The sequence below is a fragment of the Photorhabdus sp. CRCIA-P01 genome (assembly GCF_003545805.1).
Lineage (GTDB): Bacteria > Pseudomonadota > Gammaproteobacteria > Enterobacterales > Enterobacteriaceae > Photorhabdus > Photorhabdus antumapuensis.
Window position 1 is genome coordinate 57,297 of sequence record NZ_NMQR01000004.1, and the last position, 23,945, is coordinate 81,241.

The following is a 23,945-nucleotide window of genomic DNA, read 5'->3' on the forward strand; positions in this document are numbered from 1 at the left end:
TCAATCTGCAATATTTAATAATTACAGAATAATCTTAGATAATATAATTTATCTGTGATTTTAAGGCGGAAAAAAGTTTATTAGTCCAATATTGAATTCTTTAAAATTGGGTATTCATGGAATAAACCAAAAGTGGGATATCACTACAATATCCCCTAGATTTCCCCTGAATAACCGGTAACACTAACTCTTTGTATTAAATTCTAAAAATCAATCCTGATACATAGATTCAATTTCTTTATGGTAACGCTGCATAATAATTTTTCTCCGCAATTTCAGTGTTGGAGTTAATTCACCCGTTTCCATTGAAAATGGTTTTGGCAGTAATATGAAACGCTTTACTTGATCGAAATGAGCAAAGTTTTTCTGCATCTCTTTCAAGCGTTGCCCAAACATATCGATAATCTGACTATGGCTCAGTAATTCAACCCGATCATGATATTTGAGATTAATTGATCTTGCATATTCTTCCAATGCTTCATAACAAGGCACGATAAGAGCGGATACAAATTTACGGGCATCAGCAATAACAGCAACATGCTCAATAAAACGATCTTGCCCTAGCGTACTTTCAATCATTTGAGGAGCAATATATTTACCATTCGATGTTTTCATCAAATCTTTCAGACGTTCAGTAATAAACAAATTACCATTTTCATCCAACTTACCGGCATCACCTGTACGCAACCAACCGTCTTGAGTAAATGCCTTGGTGGTTTCTTGCTGATTATTGAAATAGCCTTTCATCACAATTGGGCCACGCACCTGTATCTCATCTTCCTCACCGATACGGACGTCAATACCAGGCAATGATTTACCAATAGAACCAAGCACATAACCTTGCTTTTCCCAACAGGAAACCGTGGCACAAGTCTCGGTCATACCATAGCCATATTTGATATTTATCCCAACAGCGAGAAAGAACAAGATAATCGTTTCGTCCAAACGTGCGCCAGCAGCAGGTAAAAACCGAACTCTGCCCCCCAACACATTCCTCAATTTACTCAACACCAATTTATCCGCCAGTCGATGCATTGCCGTTGACCAGGGACAGCTTTTTTTACCTTGCAACTGACGTAAAAACTGACGCTCACCACATTTAATCGCCCAGTTAAATAATTTTCTCCGATGCCAAGGTGCCTGAGAAACCTTTTCAAAAATCACACTGTAAATTTTTTCGTAAAATCTCGGCACTGCACACATCACTGTCGGGCGAATATCCGCCATAGCCTGACGAACAAAATTAGTATCAGTCAGATAAACATTTTGTGCGCCTGTATGCATCACATAAAAGCTCCATGCACGTTCGAAAACATGGGATAACGGCAGGAAACTCAAAGAAACATCCTGATCAGTTAATGTCAGGCGATGATCATGTGAATACAACTGATAAGCTAAATTACGGTAATCAAGCATGACACCTTTAGGCTCACCGGTTGTACCGGATGTATATATAACCGTAAAAAGATCGTCCAAATTATGGTTAGCAATACGGGTTTCCAACTCAGACTGATGTTGTAATTTATTATCAGTCATAAAGTCGGATAAATGCTGTGCTAATGAACAATCGCGTAAATCGACTGATTCATCTAATACTATAATGTGACTTAGCCGAGGACATCGTTCTGGCAAAGTGACAGCGACATCATACTGCACCTGCCCACCAACAAACAGAATACGCACACCGGCATCATTAAGAATGAAACCAGCCTGTTCCTGACTACTGGTTGCATACAAAGGAACAGTCACTGCCTTGAGTTGTAATACCGCGATATCCGTCAGTGACCACGCCATGCTGTTATGTGCAAAAAGGCCAATTTTTTCCTGTACATCAACCCCAATCTCCAGCAATGCCCGGCTAATGGCTTTTGTCTTTTTGTCAATATTATTCCAGCTTAATTCGAGTTGTTCATCTGAAGACCATTGGCGAAAAGCAATTCTCTCTGGGTTTTGTTTAATTTGTTGCTGCAACCGGTTTATCAAGTGATAAGGATGTAAATTTTCAGTTATCACAATTCTTTTCCTGTTAGAAAAATTTTCTTCTCATTAGAGAAAAACAGTGACTTTGTTCTCTAATAATGCTTTTTTGCATCAATAATTCGCTTTTCAGCTTACAGATGTTAGCTATTTTCCTTGCAGTCTACCTATTCCTGCACAACAGGAAAAGAATATTTATCAAAAGTTGATAAATTTGTGATAAAATGAAAAACTCACTACCTGTTTATCCAATAGTGAGTTTCAAGTTAATTAACTTCCGCTAAGTTGGCTCAACAGCGATTTCATCCACTGATGCCCCTTATCTTTCGTTGTGGATTCGTGCCAAATCAAATAGCACGGACGGCTTACCTTATCCCATGGTAATGAAACAGCTTTTATTGCTAATTGTTCACTATAGTGCTCAACCAACCATTTTGGCGCAATCGCAACCAAATAGGTTTGAGAGACAATATGCAACACACTATTCAAGTCGGTACCCTGATAAACAACCGAGCGCAGACGTTCCCCACCATCATAATAAGGAACGCTAAATGAACATATATTATCCAATGATACAACTGCATGATGCTCCTGATACAATTGCTGCTCACTAATACTATTTTCAATTCTTGAATGATGATTAGAAACAGCCAAAACCAACTCATCATTGAATAACGGGTAATGATGAAAATCCATACGTTCTAGCTGGGTATAGCTAATGACAAACTCAGTTTCCTGATATCTGAGCTGATGTTCAATATTATCATGCAAATATGATCTAATCGTCACACCCAGATTGGGTGTATTTTGTTTTACCTGTTCAACTATTTTTGCAGCCAGTCTAATATCTAAAGGGCTACAAATTGAAAGACTAAAAACCCTATCACTATTATCAGGTTCAAAACCAACCCCAGGTAACTCATTATATACCAATTGTAATGCCTGGCGGACTGGACCAAATAATTGATGAGCTCTTGCCGTCGGTTGTATTCCTCGCCCATAACGCACAAATAATTCATCATTGAACATGAGCTTCAAACGAGAAACCGCATTACTGACAGCCGGTTGTGACATTCCTAATATCTGTGCCGCACGTGTTACATTCTGCATTTGCATAACTGCATCAAAAACAGTCAGCAGATTGAGATCCACATTACGTAAATGAATTTCATTTGGATCTTTTTTGGTTGCAGTTACTGAGGTGTATTCAGCCATTGTTTAACTCCACTAAACTCATGCAGATGATCCCGGCTAATAACAAAACATCGGAAATACCTTCATTTATTACTCAGATATTTCGATGACTCTAACTATTAACGAGATCAATTGTCTTAATCATTTCGATAACAAATAATTAAGACTCGTCCTTGTACAAATCTGAATACGCATAGCTAACCAGCGCATCCCCTTATTAATGTTAAAAATAGATCATTTCAATTAGTCGACAATGTAGCACTCATTATTCATTCACAAAAAAGTACAATTACGTTAACAATTTATTCACCCTGATATTCTGTATATGATGATAAATCAAAGAATGACACAATTCACAATAAAATTATTGACTTATTATTATTAAACAATTTTATCAGAGTTATTATATTATAGGATTATTTTTTCAAAGATATATAACATAACTTCCTATTTGTATCTATTTTTCCAATGACAAACGATGTTTTTCGGAAAAATACAAATCGACTTCCAGCTCATCACACGAAAAATACTTAATTTTAATTAATCAGTATAATGCGCTATTTTTATATAAATCTGAGCTTATCACTAAAGTCAAACCCGAACAAAAAAGGATAAAATAAAATCTTTTTAAATATAAACAGATCAACACTTCAATTTACTACCATGATAAAAGTAAAACCAAGAATCATATGCCTAAATGAATTCTTGACATCACTTTTAAGATAACGTATCAATAAAAGCATACGAATCACAAACACTCATTAATACTACTGAAAGGTTGGATCGATATGATTCACTCAACTTGTCTACTAAGCCTACTACTCATCGTATCTGATATGCGCGGTATGCTGGTGGACAGAAAACAGAGTTGATTCAAAACAGAGTTGGTCCAAACCAGACATTAACAAGAACCCGCGCCATGCGCGGGTTTTTTTTACCTGCTGGGCGCAAAAAATAACCATGAGAGGAACGTACTATGAACCAGCAAGTTATTATCTTCGACACCACGTTACGTGATGGAGAACAAGCATTACAGGCCAGCTTATGTGTGAACGAAAAACTCCAGATTGCCCTGGCCTTGGAGAGAATGGGTGTTGATATCATGGAAGTCGGTTTTCCAGTTTCCTCTCCTGGTGATTTTGAATCTGTACAGACGATCGCCAAGCAGATAAAAAACAGCCGTGTTTGCGCCTTAGCCCGTTGTGTGGAAAAAGACATTGACGTGGCCGCAGAAGCGTTAAAAGTCGCGGAAGCTTTTCGAATCCACGTTTTTTTAGCCACTTCCAATTTACATATTGAATCCAAACTGAAAAAAACATTCGAAAATGTCATGGAAATGGCAGCTCAATCAATCAAACGAGCACGTCGTTACACTGATGATGTCGAATTTTCCTGTGAAGACGCGGGCCGTACACCTATTGATAATCTGTGTCGGATCGTTGAAAACGCTATCAAAGCAGGCGCAACGACTATCAATATCCCAGATACTGTCGGTTACACCACGCCATATCAATTTGGCGGCATCATCACTAACTTGATCGAACGTGTTCCTAATATCGATAAAGCGATAATATCCGTCCATTGCCACGACGATTTGGGGATGTCTGTCGCCAACTCGATCACAGCAGTACAATCCGGAGCCCGTCAGATAGAAGGGACGATAAACGGTCTGGGTGAACGTGCCGGTAACTGTTCACTGGAAGAAGTCATTATGGCGATTAAAGTCCGTCAGCAAATGTTAGGTGTTTATACTAGTATCAACCATCAGGAAATTTACCGCACCAGCCAGTTGGTCAGTCAATTATGCAATATGCCGATCCCCGCGAATAAAGCCATTGTTGGTAGCAATGCATTTTCCCACTCATCCGGGATTCATCAGGACGGGGTACTGAAAAATCGTGAAACTTACGAAATTATGACACCAGAGTCCATCGGCCTGAAAGAAATTCAATTGAACCTGACTTCCCGTTCCGGTCGCTCCGCAGTGAAACACCGTATGGAAGAGATGGGATATCAGGATAAAGATTACGATCTGGATAGCTTATACGAAGCCTTTTTACGTCTGGCAGATAAAAAAGGCCAAGTGTTTGACTATGATTTGGAAGCCTTGGCTTTCATCAATTTGCAACAACAAGAACCAGAATTTTTCCATCTGGACAACTTTAATATCCAATCTGGCTCCAACGTGATGGCAACAGCCGCTGTACGTTTAGTGTGTGGTAAAGAGGTGAAATCAGAAGCTGCCACCGGTAATGGCCCGGTAGATGCTGTCTATCAGGCAATCAGTCGAATAACTGAATACCCAATTGAACTGGTTTCTTATCAGTTATCAGGTAAAGGCCAAGGAAAAAATGCACTGGGTCAGGTAAATATCGTTGTTGAATGCTTTGGGCGTCGCTTCCACGGCGTGGGATTGGAAACAGATATTGTTGAATCTTCTGCCAAAGCAATGATTCATGCTCTGAACTGCATTTGGCGTACAGAGCAAGTTAAGAAAGAGAAACAACGCATACAGCAAAATACAAAGGAAATGGTGTAAACATGTCGAACAATTATCATATTGCAGTTTTACCCGGTGATGGTATTGGCCCCGAAGTTATGGCACAAGCCTATAAGATATTGGACGCGATCCGTAAGCGTTTCAATGTCCGTATCACCACCAGCGAATATGATGTGGGTGGGATTGCTATCGATCGCCACGGCTGTTCACTACCGGCAAAAACCGTAGCAGGTTGTGAACAGGCTGATGCCATATTGTTCGGCTCAGTGGGAGGGCCTAAGTGGGAACATTTGCCACCAGCAGAACAACCTGAACGTGGCGCACTGTTGCCATTACGCAAGCATTTCAAACTATTCAGCAACTTACGTCCTGCCCGCTTATATGCCGGATTAGAGGTATTTTGTCCTTTACGCAGTGATATTGCCGCCAAAGGCTTTGATATTTTATGTGTCCGAGAATTAACCGGCGGTATCTATTTTGGTCAACCCAAAGGACGTGAAGGCCAAGGTAAATATGAACGTGCCTTTGATACTGAGGTTTATCACCGTTTTGAAATCGAGCGCATTGCCCGTATCGCCTTCGAATCCGCTCGCAAACGCAGTCATAAAGTTACATCTATTGATAAAGCAAATGTGTTGCAGAGTTCCGTATTGTGGCGAGAAGTTGTTACTGAGATTGCAAAAGCGTATCCAGATGTAGAAATCAATCACATGTATATTGATAACGCCACCATGCAGTTGATTAAAGATCCGTCTCAGTTTGATGTAATGCTGTGCTCCAATATTTTCGGCGATATCTTATCTGATGAGTGCGCCATGATTACCGGTTCAATGGGCATGTTACCTTCTGCCAGCTTGAATGAAAAAGGTTTTGGCTTGTATGAACCTGCTGGGGGTTCCGCACCAGATATTGCCGGAAAAGGCATTGCTAACCCGATAGCCCAGATCCTGTCCGCCGCTTTACTGCTGCGCTATAGCTTAGGTCACAATGACGCCGCTAATGAGATTGAACAAGCGGTTAACTACGCGCTGGAACAAGGCTATCGCACAACAGATTTAGCCGGAAACGGTAAAGCAATTAGCACTGATGAAATGGGCAGCGCTATCGCCCGTTATATAGCCGAGGGTGTTTAACATGGCTAAGACTTTATATCAAAAATTATATGACGCTCATATTGTCCGGGAAGTCCCGAATGAAACCCCGTTACTCTATATTGATCGTCATCTGGTTCATGAAGTAACCTCCCCGCAAGCTTTTGATGGTTTGCGTACTAAAGGCCGCCCAGTGCACCAGCCAGGTAAAACGTTCGCAACAATGGATCATAACGTATCCACGCAGACAAAAGATATTAACGCCTGTGGTGACATGGCACGTATTCAAATGCAGGAGCTGATGAAAAACTGTGCCGAATTCGGTATCACATTATATGACCTCAACCATCCCTATCAGGGAATCGTTCATGTTATCGGACCGGAACAAGGCATGACCCTGCCAGGAATGACGATCGTTTGTGGTGATTCCCACACTGCCACGCATGGCGCATTCGGCTCACTGGCTTTCGGTATTGGTACTTCTGAAGTTGAACATGTACTCGCCACCCAAACCCTGAAGCAAGCCCGTGCCAAAACGATGAAAATCGAAGTGATGGGTGATGTCGGTGATGCGATTACCGCCAAAGATATCGTTCTGGCAATCATTGGCAAAACAGGCAGCGCGGGTGGTACAGGATATGTGGTGGAATTCTGTGGTAAGGCGATTGAAGCACTTAGCATGGAAGGCCGTATGACCTTATGTAACATGGCAATTGAAATGGGCGCTAAAGCGGGTTTAGTCGCACCGGATGAAACTACTTTTACTTATATGAAAGGTCGCCAATTCTCACCCAAAGGAGAGCTGTGGGAACAAGCTGTTGCTTACTGGAAGACACTGAAATCCGATCCTGCCGCACAATATGACACGGTTGTTACTATTAACGCGGAAGAGATCTCCCCGCAAGTTACATGGGGAACAAACCCTGGACAAGTCATTGCTATTGATCAAACCATTCCAGCACCGGAATCTTTTAGTGATCCTGTTGAACGAGCATCTGCTGAAAAAGCACTGGCTTATATGGATTTGAAACCCGGTATTAAGCTAACAGATGTAAAGATCGATAAAGTCTTTATCGGCTCTTGCACCAACTCCCGGATTGAAGATTTAAGGGCTGCCGCAGCTATCGCACAAGGCCATAAAGTTGCTCCTGGTGTTCAGGCAATCGTTGTTCCCGGCTCAGGCCCCGTTCAAGCACAAGCAGAAGCAGAAGGTTTAGATAAAATTTTCATAGCGGCTGGTTTTGAATGGCGCTTACCCGGATGTTCCATGTGTCTGGCAATGAATAATGACCGCCTGCAACCCGGTGAACGCTGCGCTTCTACCAGTAACCGCAACTTTGAAGGGCGCCAGGGACGTGGTGGACGCACCCATTTGGTTAGTCCAGCGATGGCGGCGGCAGCGGCGATTAATGGTCATTTTATCGATATACGCCATCCAGCACGGAAATCATAAAGGAGAAAATGATGGAAAAGCTTATTCAACATACCGGTTTGGTTGCTCCTTTAGATGCGGCAAACGTTGATACTGATGCCATTATTCCCAAACAATTCTTGCAGAAAGTCACCCGTACTGGATTTGGTCAGCATCTGTTTCATGACTGGCGTTTTCTTGATGATGCAGGACAAAAACCTAATCCTGAATTCGTATTAAATCAGCCTTGTTATCAGGATGCCAGTATCCTTCTGGCTCGTGAAAACTTTGGTTGCGGTTCCTCCCGTGAACATGCACCGTGGGCACTAACGGATTATGGTTTTAAAGTTGTTATCGCCCCAAGTTTTGCGGATATTTTCTACGGTAACGCGTTCAACAACCAGTTACTGCCAGTAAAACTGAACGATAAAGATGTCAATGAGCTATTTGAGTTGGTTCAGCAAAACAAAGTTTGTCGTTTTACTGTCGATCTAGAACAACAGAAAGTCCATGCTGGCGATAAAAATTATGATTTTGAAATCGATAGTTTCCGGCGCCACTGTATGATGAATGGTCTGGATAGTATTGGCCTAACATTACAACATCTGGATGCCATCATAACCTACGAGCAAGAACAACCGGTTTTCCTACGTTAATTTTGCCTTTATTGATTTATCCCGTAGTTTTCTACTACGGGATCTTTCTATCGGTGTCAAAGGCAAGAACAATACCACCACGTCTATACTCATGCGGACAGTCACATTTTCAGCTACATAAAGAGCTTTAACTAATACCCTACCATTCTCCATCACATTTAAAATAAATTAACAGATAGAAATAGCGATAGTAGCTGGACAAAACGCCTCCAATACCAGATTATGACTCGCTTTAAGCTGATATGTAAAAAGAAATGGAGAATACACAATGTACAACAATAAAAAAAGCCAGTAAGCTTTCTTACTGGCTGGCAAATCACCATTACTCAAGAAAATTGGGGGAGAAGCCAGATTTCGTCTGGCCTATTGAGCTACTTTCAATATGGATAATTATCGTCGCAATATAAGGAAATAAAAATTGATGAATAATACTCTGGAGTTCCTCTTTTATGCCCAGTTCACGTTTACAACAACAATTCATTCGATTATGGCAACACCATCAAGGAAAAGAGGCTGAAACAACGTTACAAGAGCTGGCAAATGTACTGCATTGCTCAAAACGCCATATCCGTTCACTGCTCAACAATATGCAGAAAGCTGGCTGGTTACAGTGGCAGGCTGAGTCCGGTCGAGGGAAACGTTCTCAACTGAATTTCTTACGTGATGGATGGGAACTTCAACAACAACGGGCTGAAGAGTTGCTTGAGCAACATAACGTTGAGAAGTTGGTCCAACTGGTTGGTGATAAAGATACAGTCCGCCATATGGTACTATCCCAGATTGAACGCCGTTTCCGTCAGGGAAAAAACCTACTGCGGATACTCTATTATCGCCCCTTCCCTAATCTTCTGCCCGGCTCACCTTTACGCCGTTCTGAAATTCATCTGGTCAGGCAGATATTTAATAGCCTAACCCGCATAAATGAGGAAAATGGGGAACCAGAAGCTGACTTAGCTCATCATTGGCAACAATTATCCTCAAATCATTGGCGCTTTTATCTACGGCCGGCTATCCATTTTCACCACGGCAGAGAATTACAGATGGCGGATGTCATTGCTTCACTACAAAGATTACGCAACCTGCCCCTTTTTTCTCATATTGAAAAAGTCACAACGCCCACCCCATATGTGATTGATATTTTTCTTTCAGAGCCCGATCTCTGGCTGCCTTTCTTAATCGGCAGCCCACACGCCATGATCTTGCCTCAAGAGTGGTCAAAGTTACCGAACTTCTCTCGTATGCCTGTGGGAACCGGCCCTTACCAGGTAATAAAAAACAGCGCACAGAAACTACAAATTCGTGCTTTTGATAATTACTTTGGCTTTCGGGCGCTGATTGATCAGGTGAATATATGGTTTCTACCAGAATTAGCCGAGAAACTGGTTTGTACAACTCTGCATCTGGAAAGTGACAGCACAGGTAATAACTCGTTAGATAGCAGGATAGAAGAGGGCTGTTATTTCCTACTACACGACCACCGTTCAACTAAATGTAAGAGAGAAGACGTTCGCCAATGGCTATGCAGCCTGCTAACACCGATAAATCTGCTAGCTCACTGTGACACCTTTTATCAACGCCACTGGTCACCCGCTTATGGTTTATTACTACGCTGGCATCATAGTAAGCTCACGCCAGAATTGAACAAACCAGAGGATATTACCCATCTGACTGTCACGCTTTGTCATCAACATCACGAATACCACACAATCAGCCAGATCCTCCAAGCCATACTGACCAAGTGCGGCGTCGAATTGAAAATCAACATCGTGGATTATGACACATGGTTCAACGGTAACACTGAAAGTGACCTCTGGCTTGCTACCGCCAACTTTTATAATCCTCTGGAGTTTTCGCTGTTCGCTACGCTGTACGAGATGCCATTATTGAAAAAGTGTCTTGGTAATAACTTGAATAAAGAAGCATCACAATGGCGGCGACAAGAACTATCGCTTGAAGAGTGGTGCGAAAAAATAGTTGATGAGCATTGGCTGCATCCACTGTTCCACCACTGGCTTGAGTTACAGGGGCAGAGAAGTATGCGGGGAGTCAAAATGAACACCTTTGGTTGGTTTGATTTCAAATCCGCCTGGTTTAACCCACATGAAGGATAATTCACAGAAAAAGCCAGAGTTATGAACACACACAGGTGTGCAAACTCGCTTTTATTCACTTTTTCTGTGGATATCTATGTGAAAAAGGCAGGGGTAATTCAGGTATAGCTTTATATTATGAATTATCAGTCTATAGACAAAAAATGAAATAGTATTTATTTTTCATTGAAATAGCAGCTATTTACCTCGCTATTTCTAGCGTCAATCACGGCTACAATAGACTGCGTTAGTTGAAGAGAATAAAAAACAACCGAATATGATGTTATCCACAGGTTATGCTTTTTAGTTAAGCAAAAAACAGGGGTTTTTGTAGAAAAAAGTGTTAGTCAAACCTGTAAATCAAACCAGTGATCTCATTTTTGTCTACTTATCCCATAAAACTGTGGATAACATGGTGTAAGATCCTGTTCATTATTACCGGCAATAGGTGAACAAGAACAGCAGTCAATTTTACAGTATTTGAAACAGCAATAAAAAATGGTTGTATATCATGCTATTATCACCCTGTTAGCTATTGCGTGAACCTCAGATTTATTATTCACAGAAACCAAGGCTGTTTTTTGACCTAAAAAACGGATATCCCAAATGAACACACTTTTTTCCCCTCCACTACCACCAGACAACGAGCAACAATTGCTTGAACGTGCCCGACTTCTGGCTGGCCTATCAATGGGAGAACTCGCAGCAAAAGCAAATTTGCCTATCCCACCCAATCTGAAACGAGATAAAGGTTGGGTAGGCATGTTGCTGGAATATTATCTCGGTGCGAGTGCCGGCAGTAAGGCAGAGCAAGATTTCGAACATATCGGTATTGAGCTTAAAACCATCCCCGTAGACAGAAGAGGTTGTCCACTGGAAACAACATTTGTCTGCGTTGCGCCATTAACAGGGAACAGTGGTATTACCTGGGGAAGCTGTCATGTTAGACACAAATTATCGCGGGTGCTGTGGATACCTGTTGAAGGTGAACGGGAAATTCCTTTAGCCAAACGCCGGGTTGGCTCTCCTTTATTGTGGAGTCCCAATCAAGAAGAAGAAGAGTTACTGCGTCGCGACTGGGAAGAATTGATGGATTTCATCGTGCTTGGCAAAGTAGAGAACATTACCGCCCGTCATGGCGAAGTATTACAGTTGCGCCCAAAAGCGGCTAACAGCAAAGCATTAACCGAAGCAATCGGAGTACACGGCCAACCTATTATGACTCTGCCTCGCGGGTTCTATCTGAGGAAAAATTTCACTGCTCCTCTACTAGCCCGTCATTTTTTGATTTAACGTTGAGCTCTGACTGATTTTTACATCGACATACTTACCTTACATCCAATCACGCGTATAATTAGATTTTTACCTTAAGGTTTTAATAAGCAATGTTAGAATGGATTGTTGATCCCCACGCTTGGATGGCACTTGCCACCCTGACAATTCTAGAAATCGTTTTAGGGATTGATAACATTATCTTTTTGTCACTTGTTGTGGCAAAACTCCCTAACCATCAACAAAATAAAGCACGCAAGATCGGACTAATGGGAGCAATGCTAATGCGCCTGGCGCTGTTAGCATCTATTGCCTGGGTTATTCAGCTAACCTACCCGATATTGACAGTTTTTGAACATGACATTTCTGCCCGTGATTTAATCCTATTCTTCGGTGGCCTGTTTCTGATATGGAAAGCCAGCAAAGAAATCCACGAAGCGATCGAAGGTGACAATGAAGGAGAGCTAAAACGTCCTGTTCACTCCTTCCTGGGGGCTATCACTCAGATTATGTTGCTGGATATTATTTTCAGCCTGGATTCAGTCATTACCGCAGTTGGTCTATCCGATCATCTATTCATTATGATGGCAGCCGTTATCATAGCCGTCGGGGTTATGATGCTCGCCGCTCGCCCTATCGGCGAATTCGTTGACCGTCACCCTTCCGTCAAAATGCTAGCACTGTCGTTCTTAATCCTTGTAGGCTTTACCCTTATTCTGGAAAGCGTACAAGTGCATATACCTAAAGGTTACATCTATTTTGCTATGTTCTTCTCAATGGCAGTAGAAACACTGAATCTGATGCGTGGGAAAAAGAAAAGAAATGAGAAGTAGTGCTACAATAACGCTAAAAAATACCATTCTTTGATTTAAAAAGTCTGCCATGGATGCCCAGTTCAACACTGCGGCATCGCAATTCCATGCAGCAAAAAAATTGCCGGTTATTCCGGCAATTTTTATTATACTTAGCTAACCTAGCCAAGTATGAGAGCTTTATTATGACTATCCAAGCAAATATGCATGAAGCTAAAAGTAACCTAAGCCAATTAGCTGACAAAGCTGTCAGTGGTGAAATTATCATCATAGCCAAAGCTGGCAAACCTTATGTCCAACTTGTACCAATAAACCAACAAGATAGAGTTCCCGGAGGATTCGAAGATTTTAGTTACAAGCCAAATTTCAAGGGGATAGCTCCACAACGCAATACGAGCTTATTTCACTATCCCCTAAGACTATATTAAGACTACGTGCTATTTAGCGCTTCTTAGATGCCTGTAAATAAAGCATCTCTAGTGCAATAGTCGCACCTGCCAGAGCGGTAATTTCAGACTGATCATAAGCTGGAGCCACTTCAACCACATCCATACCGACAATATTTAGCGGTTGCAAACCACGCAGTAATTTCAGTGCCCGATCGGTTGTCAAACCACCAATAACGGGGGTACCCGTACCTGGCGCAAAAGCAGGATCAAGACAATCGATATCGAAAGTCAGATAAACCGGCATATCACCAACCGTCTCTTTTATCTGAGCAACCAAATCATCCACACCTCGGTCATTAACCTGATCAGCATCCAGCACCGTAAAACCATCGTCCCGTCCATGTTCAGTACGGATACCAATTTGTACTGAATGATGAGGGTCGATCAACCCCTCATTTGGCGCATGATAGAACATGGTACCGTGATCAAATTGGCTACCGTTTGGATAGGTGTCAGCATGAGCATCAAAATGAACCAGAGCCATTTTGCCGAAATGTTTGGCATGAGCGCGCAACAAAGGCAAAGTAATAAAGTGGTCTCCACCAAAAGAGAGCATACGCTTACCGGAAGCCAGCACTTTTTCAGCATGAGCTTGCAACTTATCACTCATATCCTGAGCATCACCAAAGTTGAAGACCACATCACCACAATCCACAACGTTAAGACAATTACGTAATTTAAAATCCCACGGCCAACGGCGGCTTTCCCATGCCAGGTTAGTAGAAACCTGACGAATAGCCGCAGGCCCGTGGCGACTACCTGCACGGCCTGATGTTGCCATATCAAATGGCACCCCGGTAATTACCCACTCTGCATCGCTGGAATATGGCTGGAAATTCAGCGGAAAGCGCAGGAAACCGAAGGCATTAGAAACCAGAGAGTCATCTTGTTGGTTGCCCAAGGTACTTATTGTCATGAGATATATCCTCAAAAGTTTCCCGACAGAACAAGGCTATTTAATTCCAGAATACCCATGCCGTGACGAAATGGGGTATTTCTGAGATAACCCCATTTCTCTGCATCTCCGCAGTCTGGTTTATATAAATAACGTCATCTGTATACAGGAGGCTTAATTAACACCAGAAGATTATTCATCTTCCAGATATGTGTAGCCATAAAGACCACTTTCAAATTCCAGCAAGAATTGCTCTTGCAAACCCGCATCCAAATCCGTGCCTTTTACTTGATCACGGAAACGAGCCATCAGTACATTAGGGTCCAGTTTCACATATTGCAGCATATCAGCAACTGAATCCCCTTCTTCACTTTGGTTATAAGTCACTTCGCCATTATCAAATACATAAACATCAATAGCCGCGGTATCGCCAAATAGATTATGCATATTGCCAAGAATTTCCTGATACGCTCCCACCATAAAGAAACCAATCATTGGCGGGTAATCAGGATCATAATCGGGCATAGGCATAGTCGTTGCTACACCATCACCATCCACATAATGATCAATGATGCCATCGGAGTCACAGGTGATATCTAACAACACAGCACGGCGTTCCAACGGCTTATCCAACCCCTCAATCGGTAAAACCGGGAACAACTGGTCGATACCCCATGCATCAGGCAGAGACTGGAACAGAGAGAAATTCACATAGAATTTATCTGCCATACGCTCTTGCAGCTCATCAATAATCGGCCGGTGAGCACGGTTGCTTGGATCAAGATCCTGCTGAATACGACGACAGATATTCAGATACAGCTCTTCCGCCCAAGCCCGCTCAGTCAGATCCAGCATGCCATGCGCATATTGTGTGTGAACATCATGCAGATCAAGCTGGCTGTCATGCAACGATTCACGTAAAGAACGTCTATTCCCTTCAGAATGCATCTCCTGCCAGGTTTCCCACAGGCTAGCGATCGGGCGGGAAGCATCCTCTGCCGGTGGCGTCGTCTGGGTAAATTCATTACGTTCAACCCCGATAACATTGGAGACCAACACAGTATGGTGAGCCGTCAGGGCACGACCGGATTCTGTGATAACAGTCGGATGGGGTAAACCATGTTCATCACAAGCATCACCAATACCCCAGATGACATTGTTGGCATATTCATTCAACCCATAGTTCACAGAACAATCAGATTGAGAACGGGTCCCTTCATAATCGACACCCAGTCCACCACCAACATCAAAACATTGAATATTTACCCCGAGTTTATGTAACTCGACATAAAAACGCGCTGATTCACGAACACCTGTTGCGATATCACGAATATTCGCCAATTGTGAACCAAGATGAAAATGCAGTAATTGCAAGCTATCAAGCCGGCCTACTTCACGCAGGGTCTCAACCAATTGCAATACCTGAGTCGCAGCCAACCCAAACTTCGATTTTTCACCGCCACTGGCCTGCCATTTACCTGACCCCTGAGATGCCAAACGTGCACGGACTCCCAAGCGAGGGATCACATTCAATCGTTCAGCCTCTTCCAATACCTGGGCAATCTCAGACATTTTTTCGATCACCAAATAAACCTTGTGACCTAACTTCTCACCTATTAGCGCCAGACGAATATATTCACGATCTTTATATCCATTACAGACGATGACGGTACGAGTCATACCCGCATGGGCTAGCACTGCCATTAATTCCGCTTTGGAGCCAGCCTCAAGCCCTAAAGGTTCACCGGAACTGGCCAGTGATTCAATAACGCGGCGTTGTTGGTTAACTTTAATGGGATAAACTAAAAAGTAATCGCCTTTATAACCATATGACTCTCTAGCACGTTTAAATGCGGCATTGATTGAACGCAAACGATGTTGCAGGATCTGAGGAAAACAAAATAGCGCCGGTAAGCGCAAATGTTTCTGCTCCTGTTGAACTCTTTTCACCAATTCCGCAAGATCAATTTTTGCCCCCGGCAAATCAGGATTTGGACACACACTAACATTGCCAAGATCATTGACGTAGTAGTAACTCCCTCCCCAATATGCAATATTGTAAGTCTGTTGCATTTTACGAGCGATATTATCATTCATGGCAGTCTCCTTAAGGGAGTTAGAGTTTTTCGCCTTCGCCTGTAATTAATAAATAACCCAAAACGCTATAATTTCGCGAGTTGAGAAATATCAGGGAACAGCATGCTCTCAGGTTGTAAAAAGCGTTTAGTTACTACTAAACAACGACAAAATTACCAAGTGACAATACGCCTGTCCGACATATCCGGCCTGTTTGCTGACAACAGATAACATCGAATTAAAGACATATTGAAAAGAAAGGAAAAAGACGCGGATACATCCGACGACAAGTGTGGCTGTTGGCCATTAGCAATCAGCAGATAATGGTTCATTACCCCATTCACCCCCACACATGACTCATATTCAAGGAGCCATTTTCTCGATTGAGAAACAGAAGCTGTTTAGCTTCTGCGAGTCTGTAGCACAAATAGTTTAACTACGGCCGCTGTTTATACTCGCAATCACATAAAATTGCAAAATGAAATTGAACAAAACTGACATATAAACCAAGAAATTATTCATTCCCCCGATGAAAATTACTCGCTGAACTAAAAAAATCTAGCACATGGATAAGAATTACCCTAAAATAGCCATCTAGATGTTAATCCGTCCATTTCCCAACTGAAATTATATTTTAAGGTGACGTTATATAATGACCACATACCTTTTCACTTCTGAATCTGTTTCCGAAGGGCATCCTGATAAAATCGCAGACCAAATTTCTGATGCTGTTCTTGACGCTATTTTGGAACAAGATCCAAAAGCCCGCGTTGCATGCGAAACCTATGTTAAAACCGGCATGGTTATGGTTGGTGGTGAAATTACTACCAGCGCTTGGGTTGATATTGAAGAAATTACGCGGCAAACAGTTCGAGAGATTGGTTATGTTAATTCTGAGATGGGTTTTGATGCAAACTCATGCGCAGTATTAAGTGCGATTGGTAAACAGTCACCGGATATTAATCAAGGTGTTGACCGCGAAGATCCCCTGCAACAAGGTGCTGGTGACCAAGGGCTAATGTTCGGTTATGCAACCAACGAAACTGACGTACTCATGCCTGCGCCAATCACCTATGCGCACCGCCTGGTTCAACGTCAAGCTGAAGTTCGCAAAAATGGTGTACTGCCGTGGCTGCGTCCTGATGCTAAAAGCCAAATCACTTTCCAATACAATAACAACAAAATTGTCGGCGTTGACGCAGTTGTACTTTCCACACAGCATGCTGAAAATATTAGTCAGAAAGATCTGCAAGAAGCGGTTATGGAAGAGATCATCAAACCGGTTCTGCCCGTTGAATGGTTAAATCCAACAACCAAATATTTCATTAACCCAACTGGTCGTTTTGTTATTGGTGGCCCAATGGGAGACTGTGGTCTGACTGGCCGTAAAATTATCGTAGATACTTACGGTGGCATGGCTCGTCATGGTGGCGGAGCATTCTCCGGTAAAGATCCCTCTAAAGTCGACCGTTCAGCGGCTTATGCCGCACGTTATGTGGCAAAAAATATTGTTGCTGCTGGTCTGGCTGATCGTTGTGAAATCCAAGTTTCTTATGCTATCGGTGTTGCAGAACCCACTTCCATCATGGTGGAAACATTCGGTACTGAAAAAGTGTCAACAGCAACCCTAACTCTGCTGGTACGTGAATTCTTTGACCTACGTCCTCACGGTTTGATTCAGATGCTGGATCTATTGCACCCAATCTATCGTGATACTGCCGCTTATGGTCATTTTGGTCGACCACAGTTCCCGTGGGAAGCCACTGATAAAGCAGAAGCGCTGCGTGATACTGCGGGTCTAAAGCTATCAGCGATGAATATGTAAAAATATAAAAGCAAAAAGCTGAGTTTGGATAACTGAACCCAGCTTTTTTAACATTAGCTGACGATTGAAGAATCCCTAAAAATATTATTATCAGCTTTTTTCAGGATTTATAATAAAATTCACTCATCCTTACCTATTTATTTTCAACACATGAAATCAGCTAACGTTCCAATTTCCCTACAACACGCCGTTATGAATACTTTGCAGCAAAAACTGCAACAGGCAAACTTATATCTCAACCGTGACTTTCCTGAACCGACAATAAATTACTACCAGCGGGGAACTACCGCAGGCAGTGCCTATATAAAAAATTGGGAAATCCGCCTTAATCCAGTGTTATTGATTGAAAACCAACAAGCTTTTATTGATGAAGTTGTACCTCACGAATTAGCTCATCTATTGGTTTATCGCTATTTTGGGAAAGTGCCTCCACATGGGAAACAATGGCGTTGGATGATGGAAGAAGTACTGAACGTTCCGGCTAACCGTACACACAAATTTAAAATCGATTCAGTACGTAGTGAAACTTTTACTTATTACTGTCGCTGCCAGCAACATGAACTAACCCTACGACGTCATAATAAAACTCTGCGAGGAGAAAGTCATTATATCTGTCAAAAATGCGGAGAAAAGCTTATTGCTAAATCAATTGATTCTTTCAATCCTAATTTATAAAGATTTATAATAATAAAAATTGGCGGATTCCACTATCTAAATATGAATTATAATAACGATAGTATATGAACAAGCATCCTATTTTACCAACAAACTCTTCCAAAGCTCCTATTTTTAAACAAAGCAAGGGATCTTCTTCAGTAAAATAAAAATCAGTTTCCCTTGCTCTCCTGTATCATTATTCTATTGAGTAAATATCTATCTGATAAGGAATCAATTAACCACTTTTACACCTTACAATATATTAACATTTATTTAATGATGAAATTATCTCCCGGAGTATATACAACCTTTGAATTATCCCCTTCCCCGGCCTTGATAATCTCGGTATAATATTGAGATGCTTGTTCGGTTGTAAAGAAAGAATTAGGCGCCCAAATCATTACACCATTATAGCCACTATTAATAACTGAACTACAAATTCCCTTTACTTTAGATAAAGGAGTGAATTCTGGAGAGATGCCCAGAAACAAATTTTCTTTTTTCATGCCATAACGAACATATTGATCCAAATTATTGACATTACCAGCATAAGTCATCTCATAACCTTCATCCAAGAAATCTGCCACACTTAATGGATTCTGGAAGTAAATTAAATCGCTCCAAAGAGCCTTTATCAGTACTTTCTGTTGAAATTTGGGGTGATTTTTTAGCGCACCGGTTACCCAATAAAAAGATTGATTATTACCAGAACATGCTGAATATTCATCATCGATGTTGATACCATCAAGGCCATACTTAACAATATCTTCAACCATATTATTAGCAAGAGCTTTTGCCGTTGATTCGCTCATGTTACATGACCATCCTGAATTTTGATGATTTCCCAAGTATGATAATTGAATTTTCATCCCTTTCTTTTGCAGACTTTGTACAAGATCAATATTCTCATTAAGTATTGTACTTATTGAACTATTGTAAAACAATTCAGGATTATCCGGGGAATGACCATTAATATTTGCTGCAAACAAAACAACGCTAGTAAAGAAAGGCTTCCCGGATGACTCAACGATAAAATTGCCAATATCAATTAAATCCTGAATGGATGGGTTATTAAGAAATGCAATATACGACTGATTTTCACTTAACATACGAATATTCCTCCGATTAAAATTTAATATTATTTATTCCTAACCTTAAAAATCGCGAATATTTACCCATTTTTATCCAGGATAGTAAATATCAAAAAGGATTAAATGATCCGTAAGTCGGATAAGCTTGACTTATTATCAGACTGCATTTATCTGACTGCATTTATCTGACTCAACGTGAAATTCTTCAAGTGAAAAAATAAATATTCCATCTATAAAAAATTAAGGCAACCATCTGATAATAAAGAAATAATTAGATTCATAAAAATATAACTAATATCCATATGATGTTTTTAATAAAGAAAAACTTTACTCGATCATTCTTTGAACCTCACATTTTACAGAGTTTGAGCCAGTCCCACTGGCTGCATTCCAGAATATTGTGTCCACATACCGGAATTGGCCGTTAATGCTCCAGTCCAGTGCACAAAAATGGCATCATTGAGATCAACACTGCTATTAGCAAAATATTAAATACCGGTGTTGTCTCCCTCACTAATTAAACTGGTTGTTACCGCTGCTTGCGACAACAACGGCAATACCAGCGCCGGTGTTTTTCAAGGTAGCTGTCGCCTGATGTCATAAAATGACGTTAAGGATACTTACCCCCGTTTCTTCCTTAAAACGGGCAGTAAAGGGATCATCGTGTAATAAGTCATACCCGCTTTTCCCGATAAATGGAGCATATAACGATAACGCTGTTCGGCCACTTCCGGTCGTGAACATCACCAAGATTTGAGATTCAAACCAAAATGCTGCTTTCAGGATGTAAAAATCTTTCTGGTACATAAAGATCATAATCATTGAAGCGACAGTATTCTTCCAATTGCTGAGCAGACCTAACACTAACCTTTCTGTATATTTGTGCCATATAGTGTTCAACAGTACGGTAGGAAATATTTAACATTCGACCAATTTGTTTACTGGTATATTTATGTAAAGAGAGGAAAATGACATCCCATTCACGTGGAGTAAATAAATCAGTCGGTGGTTGGAATATAATAGAAGCGGGGAGTTTTCCATGATACAAACGTGTTAATGAATAATCTTGAGCTTTCCATAAGTGATAGATAATCCCCATACAATCGCCATTTTCATGATAAATGGGTGATTTCTCACAGAAATAAGATGATAATGTCTTTATCTCTCCCCAAATATGTGTTTCGAGTGAAACATATGATTTTTCTTCTTTCATTACCTTTTGGTCATGCTGAATATATTCCTTAGCAAACTCAGCGCCATCCCAAGGAAGTTCATCATCATAAAGCCCATCAAAATTAAATGAATCAGAAAATCCTTTAATCGAGTTCAATGCCTTATTACCATAAATAAAGCATGAATTTTTATCTTTTATCCCCCAAGGCTCATTACTCTGCTTTATTGTGTTAATGATTTGAGGTGAGATAATTAGTTTATTATCCATGTTATTACCCTTTTTTTTCTCTAGTCTTAAAGTTAGATGCTTGATATTTTACAATCAACTTAACTCTCTACTACCGATAGTGACAAATCTTTCTGGAATATAAAGATCAAGTTTATTTTCTTTACAGAAATCTTTTAATTCTGCATGTAAGGGCAAATTGAATTTTTGGTAAATTGATTGAATGTGATTAGCCACATCTTCGGGACTTATCATTAATTCTTCACTGATCTTCTCTTCATCTAATGAGCGCAGAGTTAAAAAAAGAACCTCCCATTCAGGTTGCGTCAGTGTGTCATTAGGGGGGGTAAATTCCAGTGTTGCTGGAGGGGTTTTTTCATAGTAGTACGAAATAGAAAAGTCCTGAGTTTTATACATATGAAAGAAGATCCCAATGCAATCATTATTCTCATCATAAAGGGGAAATTTATCACAAATATAAGTTTGTTTAACGTTATGTTTCCCAAACTGATGTGTTTCCAGTGAAGTGACGCGTTGCATAGTTTGAATGGCTTTTTGATCCTGACGATGAAATTCTTCTGCATATTCGGCAATAGGTGAGGGTAATTCACCCATAGATAGCCCTATAATATCGAAATCTTCAGGAAGGTTGAGCAGCTGATAAAAAGCAGGGTTAGCATAAATAAACCTTGACTCGCGATCTCTGGCTCCCCAGGGTTCATTACTTTTATCCCACATCAGCGTTAATTGTGGCGTAATATGACCGGGTTTGTTTCTTATATTTGACATAGCAACTCCTAAATTTATATTTAAGTCATTATCTGAATGAACTGTTTTTTGGTGATACACAAAATAATTTAACTATATAATATAGTATAACAATTATCCAGCCAAAGACTGTATGTTTATTAATTTTATAATGGCATTATAAATACAAAATAATATAAGAAAAAATATTATTTTTATTGAAAATAATTTAAGTAGTTTATTTTACCCATTAAAAATTGCACACATATAACATCGCAATCCATTAAAACTGATTGCCTTATAAAGATATTATGTTGCTATAGGTTACATAAAAAAATTTAAATTTGGCATCAAATCGGAACCTGGCGTGTTCATTTATACGCTTCTCTTCTACACATGAATTGAATAAGGTTGTTCGTAAAATGCCACAATTTTTCCTAAAATTTTGGCTGTATTGATTGCTATACCTAATAGATTTCGAGTTGCAGCGCGGCGGCAAATGAACGAATCCCCAGGAGCATAGATAACTATGTGACTGGGGTGAGTGAAAGCAGCCAACAAAGCAGCAGCTTGAAAGATGAAGGGTATATAATTTTTTTATTTGTGTTATGTACCCAATGGAGGCTATTCATATTGTCAAATCGAGATGAGATGAATAATTCTTTATTCTCTTCAATAAGAAAAAAACCGTTTCCTTTTCCATGCTTGTTAACAACCAGAGTTGCTCCTTCCTCGAATAAGTCATTTTGAGATATTGATATTGCAAATAGATCATCATCTTTATCTGAACGTAAATACGGAATGCGAGCCATTTTCATATAACTGTTTTTACTATATTCATTAACTGACGTGTAAAGTGGGATATCGACATAATGTGTCTCAGTTCCTACGACAGGTAGCCCATCTCCACTTTTAAGCCACGTAACATTGACATTGAGAGATTCACTGATTGCGTCTATGTACTTAGTTTTATTGATTTGTCCTGAAAGCAGTTTCGAAATATAACCCCCTTGCACGCCGATTTGATGAGCCAACTGTGTTGATGTTATTCCTCGTAACTGAAGAGCTTCTTTAAGACGTTCGTTAAAGTATTTCATACGGTTCCAGAATCCCCAAAAGTAACTAAAATTTTTGAACATTCTAGTATTCATAAAAGAACATTTCTGAACATTTAATGTTTATTTTTGAACAATTGAAGTTCATTTATGACCTTTTTGTCGTTAGACATAACATTTTCCATTTGGAGAATATTTGGCTGTACTTAGCGGGGTTTAATGTCTTAGTACAGCTATTTTTTAGCATTCCGCCCCAGCGCGGACTCAGGGAAAAAGCTGTAACAACATAAAAATATCCATCTAAAGAGAGTATGAATATAGCACCTTGAATAACCAAACTGAGGAGAGAGGAAAGGAATGATTGTAAAAATCGACTGGCACCCGGCTGATATTATCGCGGGACTTAGAAAACGGGGAACGTCGTTATCTGCTATTTCAAGAGAAGCGGGGCTTGCATCATCCACGTTAAGTAATGCGCTGCACCGTCCGTGGCCCAAAGGTGAACGGCTTATTGCTGCCGCTTTAAATTGTGAGCCATGTGAAATATGGCCGAGCAGATATTTTAAATGAATTGCTATTTTCAAAATTAACATGAACTTCTCATATAAAAATCAATGAGATGAAACTCATGACCTGAAACTTTTCTTGTGGAAAGTTTCAGGTATGATAATAGAGTGAAAACAGGGCTATTAACACCCTGCTTTGTTATCGTGCTCTAAATAACTTTCCAAAATGGTGCTACATCTTA

Annotated in this window: 19 protein-coding genes; 11 read left to right on the forward strand and 8 right to left on the reverse strand. The window is 40.7% G+C overall.

Going from position 1 to position 23,945, the window contains the following annotated elements; translation table 11 throughout:
* Window positions 1-210: 210 nt before the first annotated feature.
* Together D3222_RS03960 and leuO are read right to left on the reverse strand one after the other, a co-directional pair.
* Window positions 211-2,010: an AMP-dependent synthetase/ligase gene (locus D3222_RS03960; RefSeq protein ID WP_198672741.1), complete on the reverse strand. Its 1,800-nt coding sequence runs from the start codon at window positions 2,008-2,010 to the stop codon at window positions 211-213.
* Between the two features lie 237 nt (window positions 2,011-2,247).
* The gene (gene leuO / locus D3222_RS03965; protein ID WP_118984974.1) at window positions 2,248-3,192 is read right to left on the reverse strand and encodes a transcriptional regulator LeuO; all 945 of its coding nucleotides are present in this window, start codon (window positions 3,190-3,192) and stop codon (window positions 2,248-2,250) included.
* Window positions 3,193-4,147: 955 nt separating this feature from the next.
* Here leuO and leuA point away from each other — a divergent pair.
* The 8 genes from leuA (at window position 4,148) to D3222_RS04005 (ending at window position 13,431) form a co-directional block, all read left to right on the forward strand.
* Complete coding sequence (gene leuA / locus D3222_RS03970) at window positions 4,148-5,710, forward strand: 2-isopropylmalate synthase (RefSeq protein WP_118984975.1); 1,563 nt, start codon at window positions 4,148-4,150, stop codon at window positions 5,708-5,710.
* A gap of 2 nt (window positions 5,711-5,712) precedes the next feature.
* A complete protein-coding gene (gene leuB, locus D3222_RS03975) occupies window positions 5,713-6,804 on the forward strand; it encodes a 3-isopropylmalate dehydrogenase (RefSeq protein WP_118984976.1) in 1,092 nt (363 codons plus the stop codon).
* A gap of 1 nt (window position 6,805) precedes the next feature.
* A complete protein-coding gene (gene leuC, locus D3222_RS03980) occupies window positions 6,806-8,215 on the forward strand; it encodes a 3-isopropylmalate dehydratase large subunit (protein WP_118984977.1) in 1,410 nt (469 codons plus the stop codon).
* An 8-nt stretch (window positions 8,216-8,223) separates the two neighbouring features.
* Window positions 8,224-8,829, forward strand: coding sequence for a 3-isopropylmalate dehydratase small subunit (leuD, locus tag D3222_RS03985; RefSeq protein ID WP_118984978.1), 606 nt, complete (start codon window positions 8,224-8,226; stop codon window positions 8,827-8,829).
* A 449-nt stretch (window positions 8,830-9,278) separates the two neighbouring features.
* On the forward strand, window positions 9,279-10,940 hold the full coding sequence (gene sgrR / locus D3222_RS03990; protein WP_118984979.1) for an HTH-type transcriptional regulator SgrR: 1,662 nt from the start codon (window positions 9,279-9,281) through the stop codon (window positions 10,938-10,940).
* Window positions 10,941-11,525: 585 nt separating this feature from the next.
* Window positions 11,526-12,212, forward strand: coding sequence for a DNA mismatch repair endonuclease MutH (gene mutH / locus D3222_RS03995; protein WP_118984980.1), 687 nt, complete (start codon window positions 11,526-11,528; stop codon window positions 12,210-12,212).
* A gap of 92 nt (window positions 12,213-12,304) precedes the next feature.
* A complete protein-coding gene (locus D3222_RS04000; protein WP_118984981.1) occupies window positions 12,305-13,024 on the forward strand; it encodes a TerC family protein in 720 nt (239 codons plus the stop codon).
* A gap of 164 nt (window positions 13,025-13,188) precedes the next feature.
* Window positions 13,189-13,431, forward strand: coding sequence for a type II toxin-antitoxin system Phd/YefM family antitoxin (locus D3222_RS04005; RefSeq protein ID WP_118985128.1), 243 nt, complete (start codon window positions 13,189-13,191; stop codon window positions 13,429-13,431).
* A gap of 13 nt (window positions 13,432-13,444) precedes the next feature.
* Here D3222_RS04005 and speB read toward each other — a convergent pair whose 3' ends face one another.
* The gene (speB, locus tag D3222_RS04010; RefSeq protein ID WP_118984982.1) at window positions 13,445-14,368 is read right to left on the reverse strand and encodes an agmatinase; all 924 of its coding nucleotides are present in this window, start codon (window positions 14,366-14,368) and stop codon (window positions 13,445-13,447) included.
* A gap of 171 nt (window positions 14,369-14,539) precedes the next feature.
* A complete protein-coding gene (speA, locus tag D3222_RS04015; RefSeq protein WP_118984983.1) occupies window positions 14,540-16,444 on the reverse strand; it encodes a biosynthetic arginine decarboxylase in 1,905 nt (634 codons plus the stop codon).
* Window positions 16,445-17,075: 631 nt separating this feature from the next.
* Here speA and metK point away from each other — a divergent pair.
* Window positions 17,076-18,248 (forward strand): methionine adenosyltransferase, encoded by a 1,173-nt coding sequence (gene metK / locus D3222_RS04020; RefSeq protein ID WP_118984984.1) that lies wholly within the window; start codon window positions 17,076-17,078, stop codon window positions 18,246-18,248.
* Between the two features lie 150 nt (window positions 18,249-18,398).
* Entirely contained in the window at window positions 18,399-18,923 is a 525-nt protein-coding gene (locus D3222_RS04025) for a SprT family zinc-dependent metalloprotease (RefSeq protein ID WP_118984985.1), read from the forward strand.
* Between the two features lie 251 nt (window positions 18,924-19,174).
* Here D3222_RS04025 and D3222_RS04030 read toward each other — a convergent pair whose 3' ends face one another.
* From D3222_RS04030 to D3222_RS04045, 4 genes are all read right to left on the reverse strand, one after another.
* Window positions 19,175-20,014, reverse strand: a complete 840-nt coding sequence (locus D3222_RS04030; RefSeq protein ID WP_118984986.1) for a glycosyl hydrolase family 18 protein — start codon at window positions 20,012-20,014, stop codon at window positions 19,175-19,177.
* A gap of 742 nt (window positions 20,015-20,756) precedes the next feature.
* Window positions 20,757-21,437, reverse strand: a complete 681-nt coding sequence (locus tag D3222_RS04035) for a helix-turn-helix transcriptional regulator (protein WP_118984987.1) — start codon at window positions 21,435-21,437, stop codon at window positions 20,757-20,759.
* Window positions 21,438-21,491: 54 nt separating this feature from the next.
* On the reverse strand, window positions 21,492-22,184 hold the full coding sequence (locus tag D3222_RS04040) for a PAS domain-containing protein (RefSeq protein ID WP_118984988.1): 693 nt from the start codon (window positions 22,182-22,184) through the stop codon (window positions 21,492-21,494).
* 485 nt (window positions 22,185-22,669) lie between these two features.
* Window positions 22,670-23,239: a helix-turn-helix domain-containing protein gene (locus D3222_RS04045; RefSeq protein WP_198672736.1), complete on the reverse strand. Its 570-nt coding sequence runs from the start codon at window positions 23,237-23,239 to the stop codon at window positions 22,670-22,672.
* A gap of 315 nt (window positions 23,240-23,554) precedes the next feature.
* Here D3222_RS04045 and D3222_RS04050 point away from each other — a divergent pair, with 315 nt between their 5' ends.
* The gene (locus D3222_RS04050) at window positions 23,555-23,767 is read left to right on the forward strand and encodes a helix-turn-helix domain-containing protein (protein ID WP_118984990.1); all 213 of its coding nucleotides are present in this window, start codon (window positions 23,555-23,557) and stop codon (window positions 23,765-23,767) included.
* Window positions 23,768-23,945: the final 178 nt, after the last annotated feature.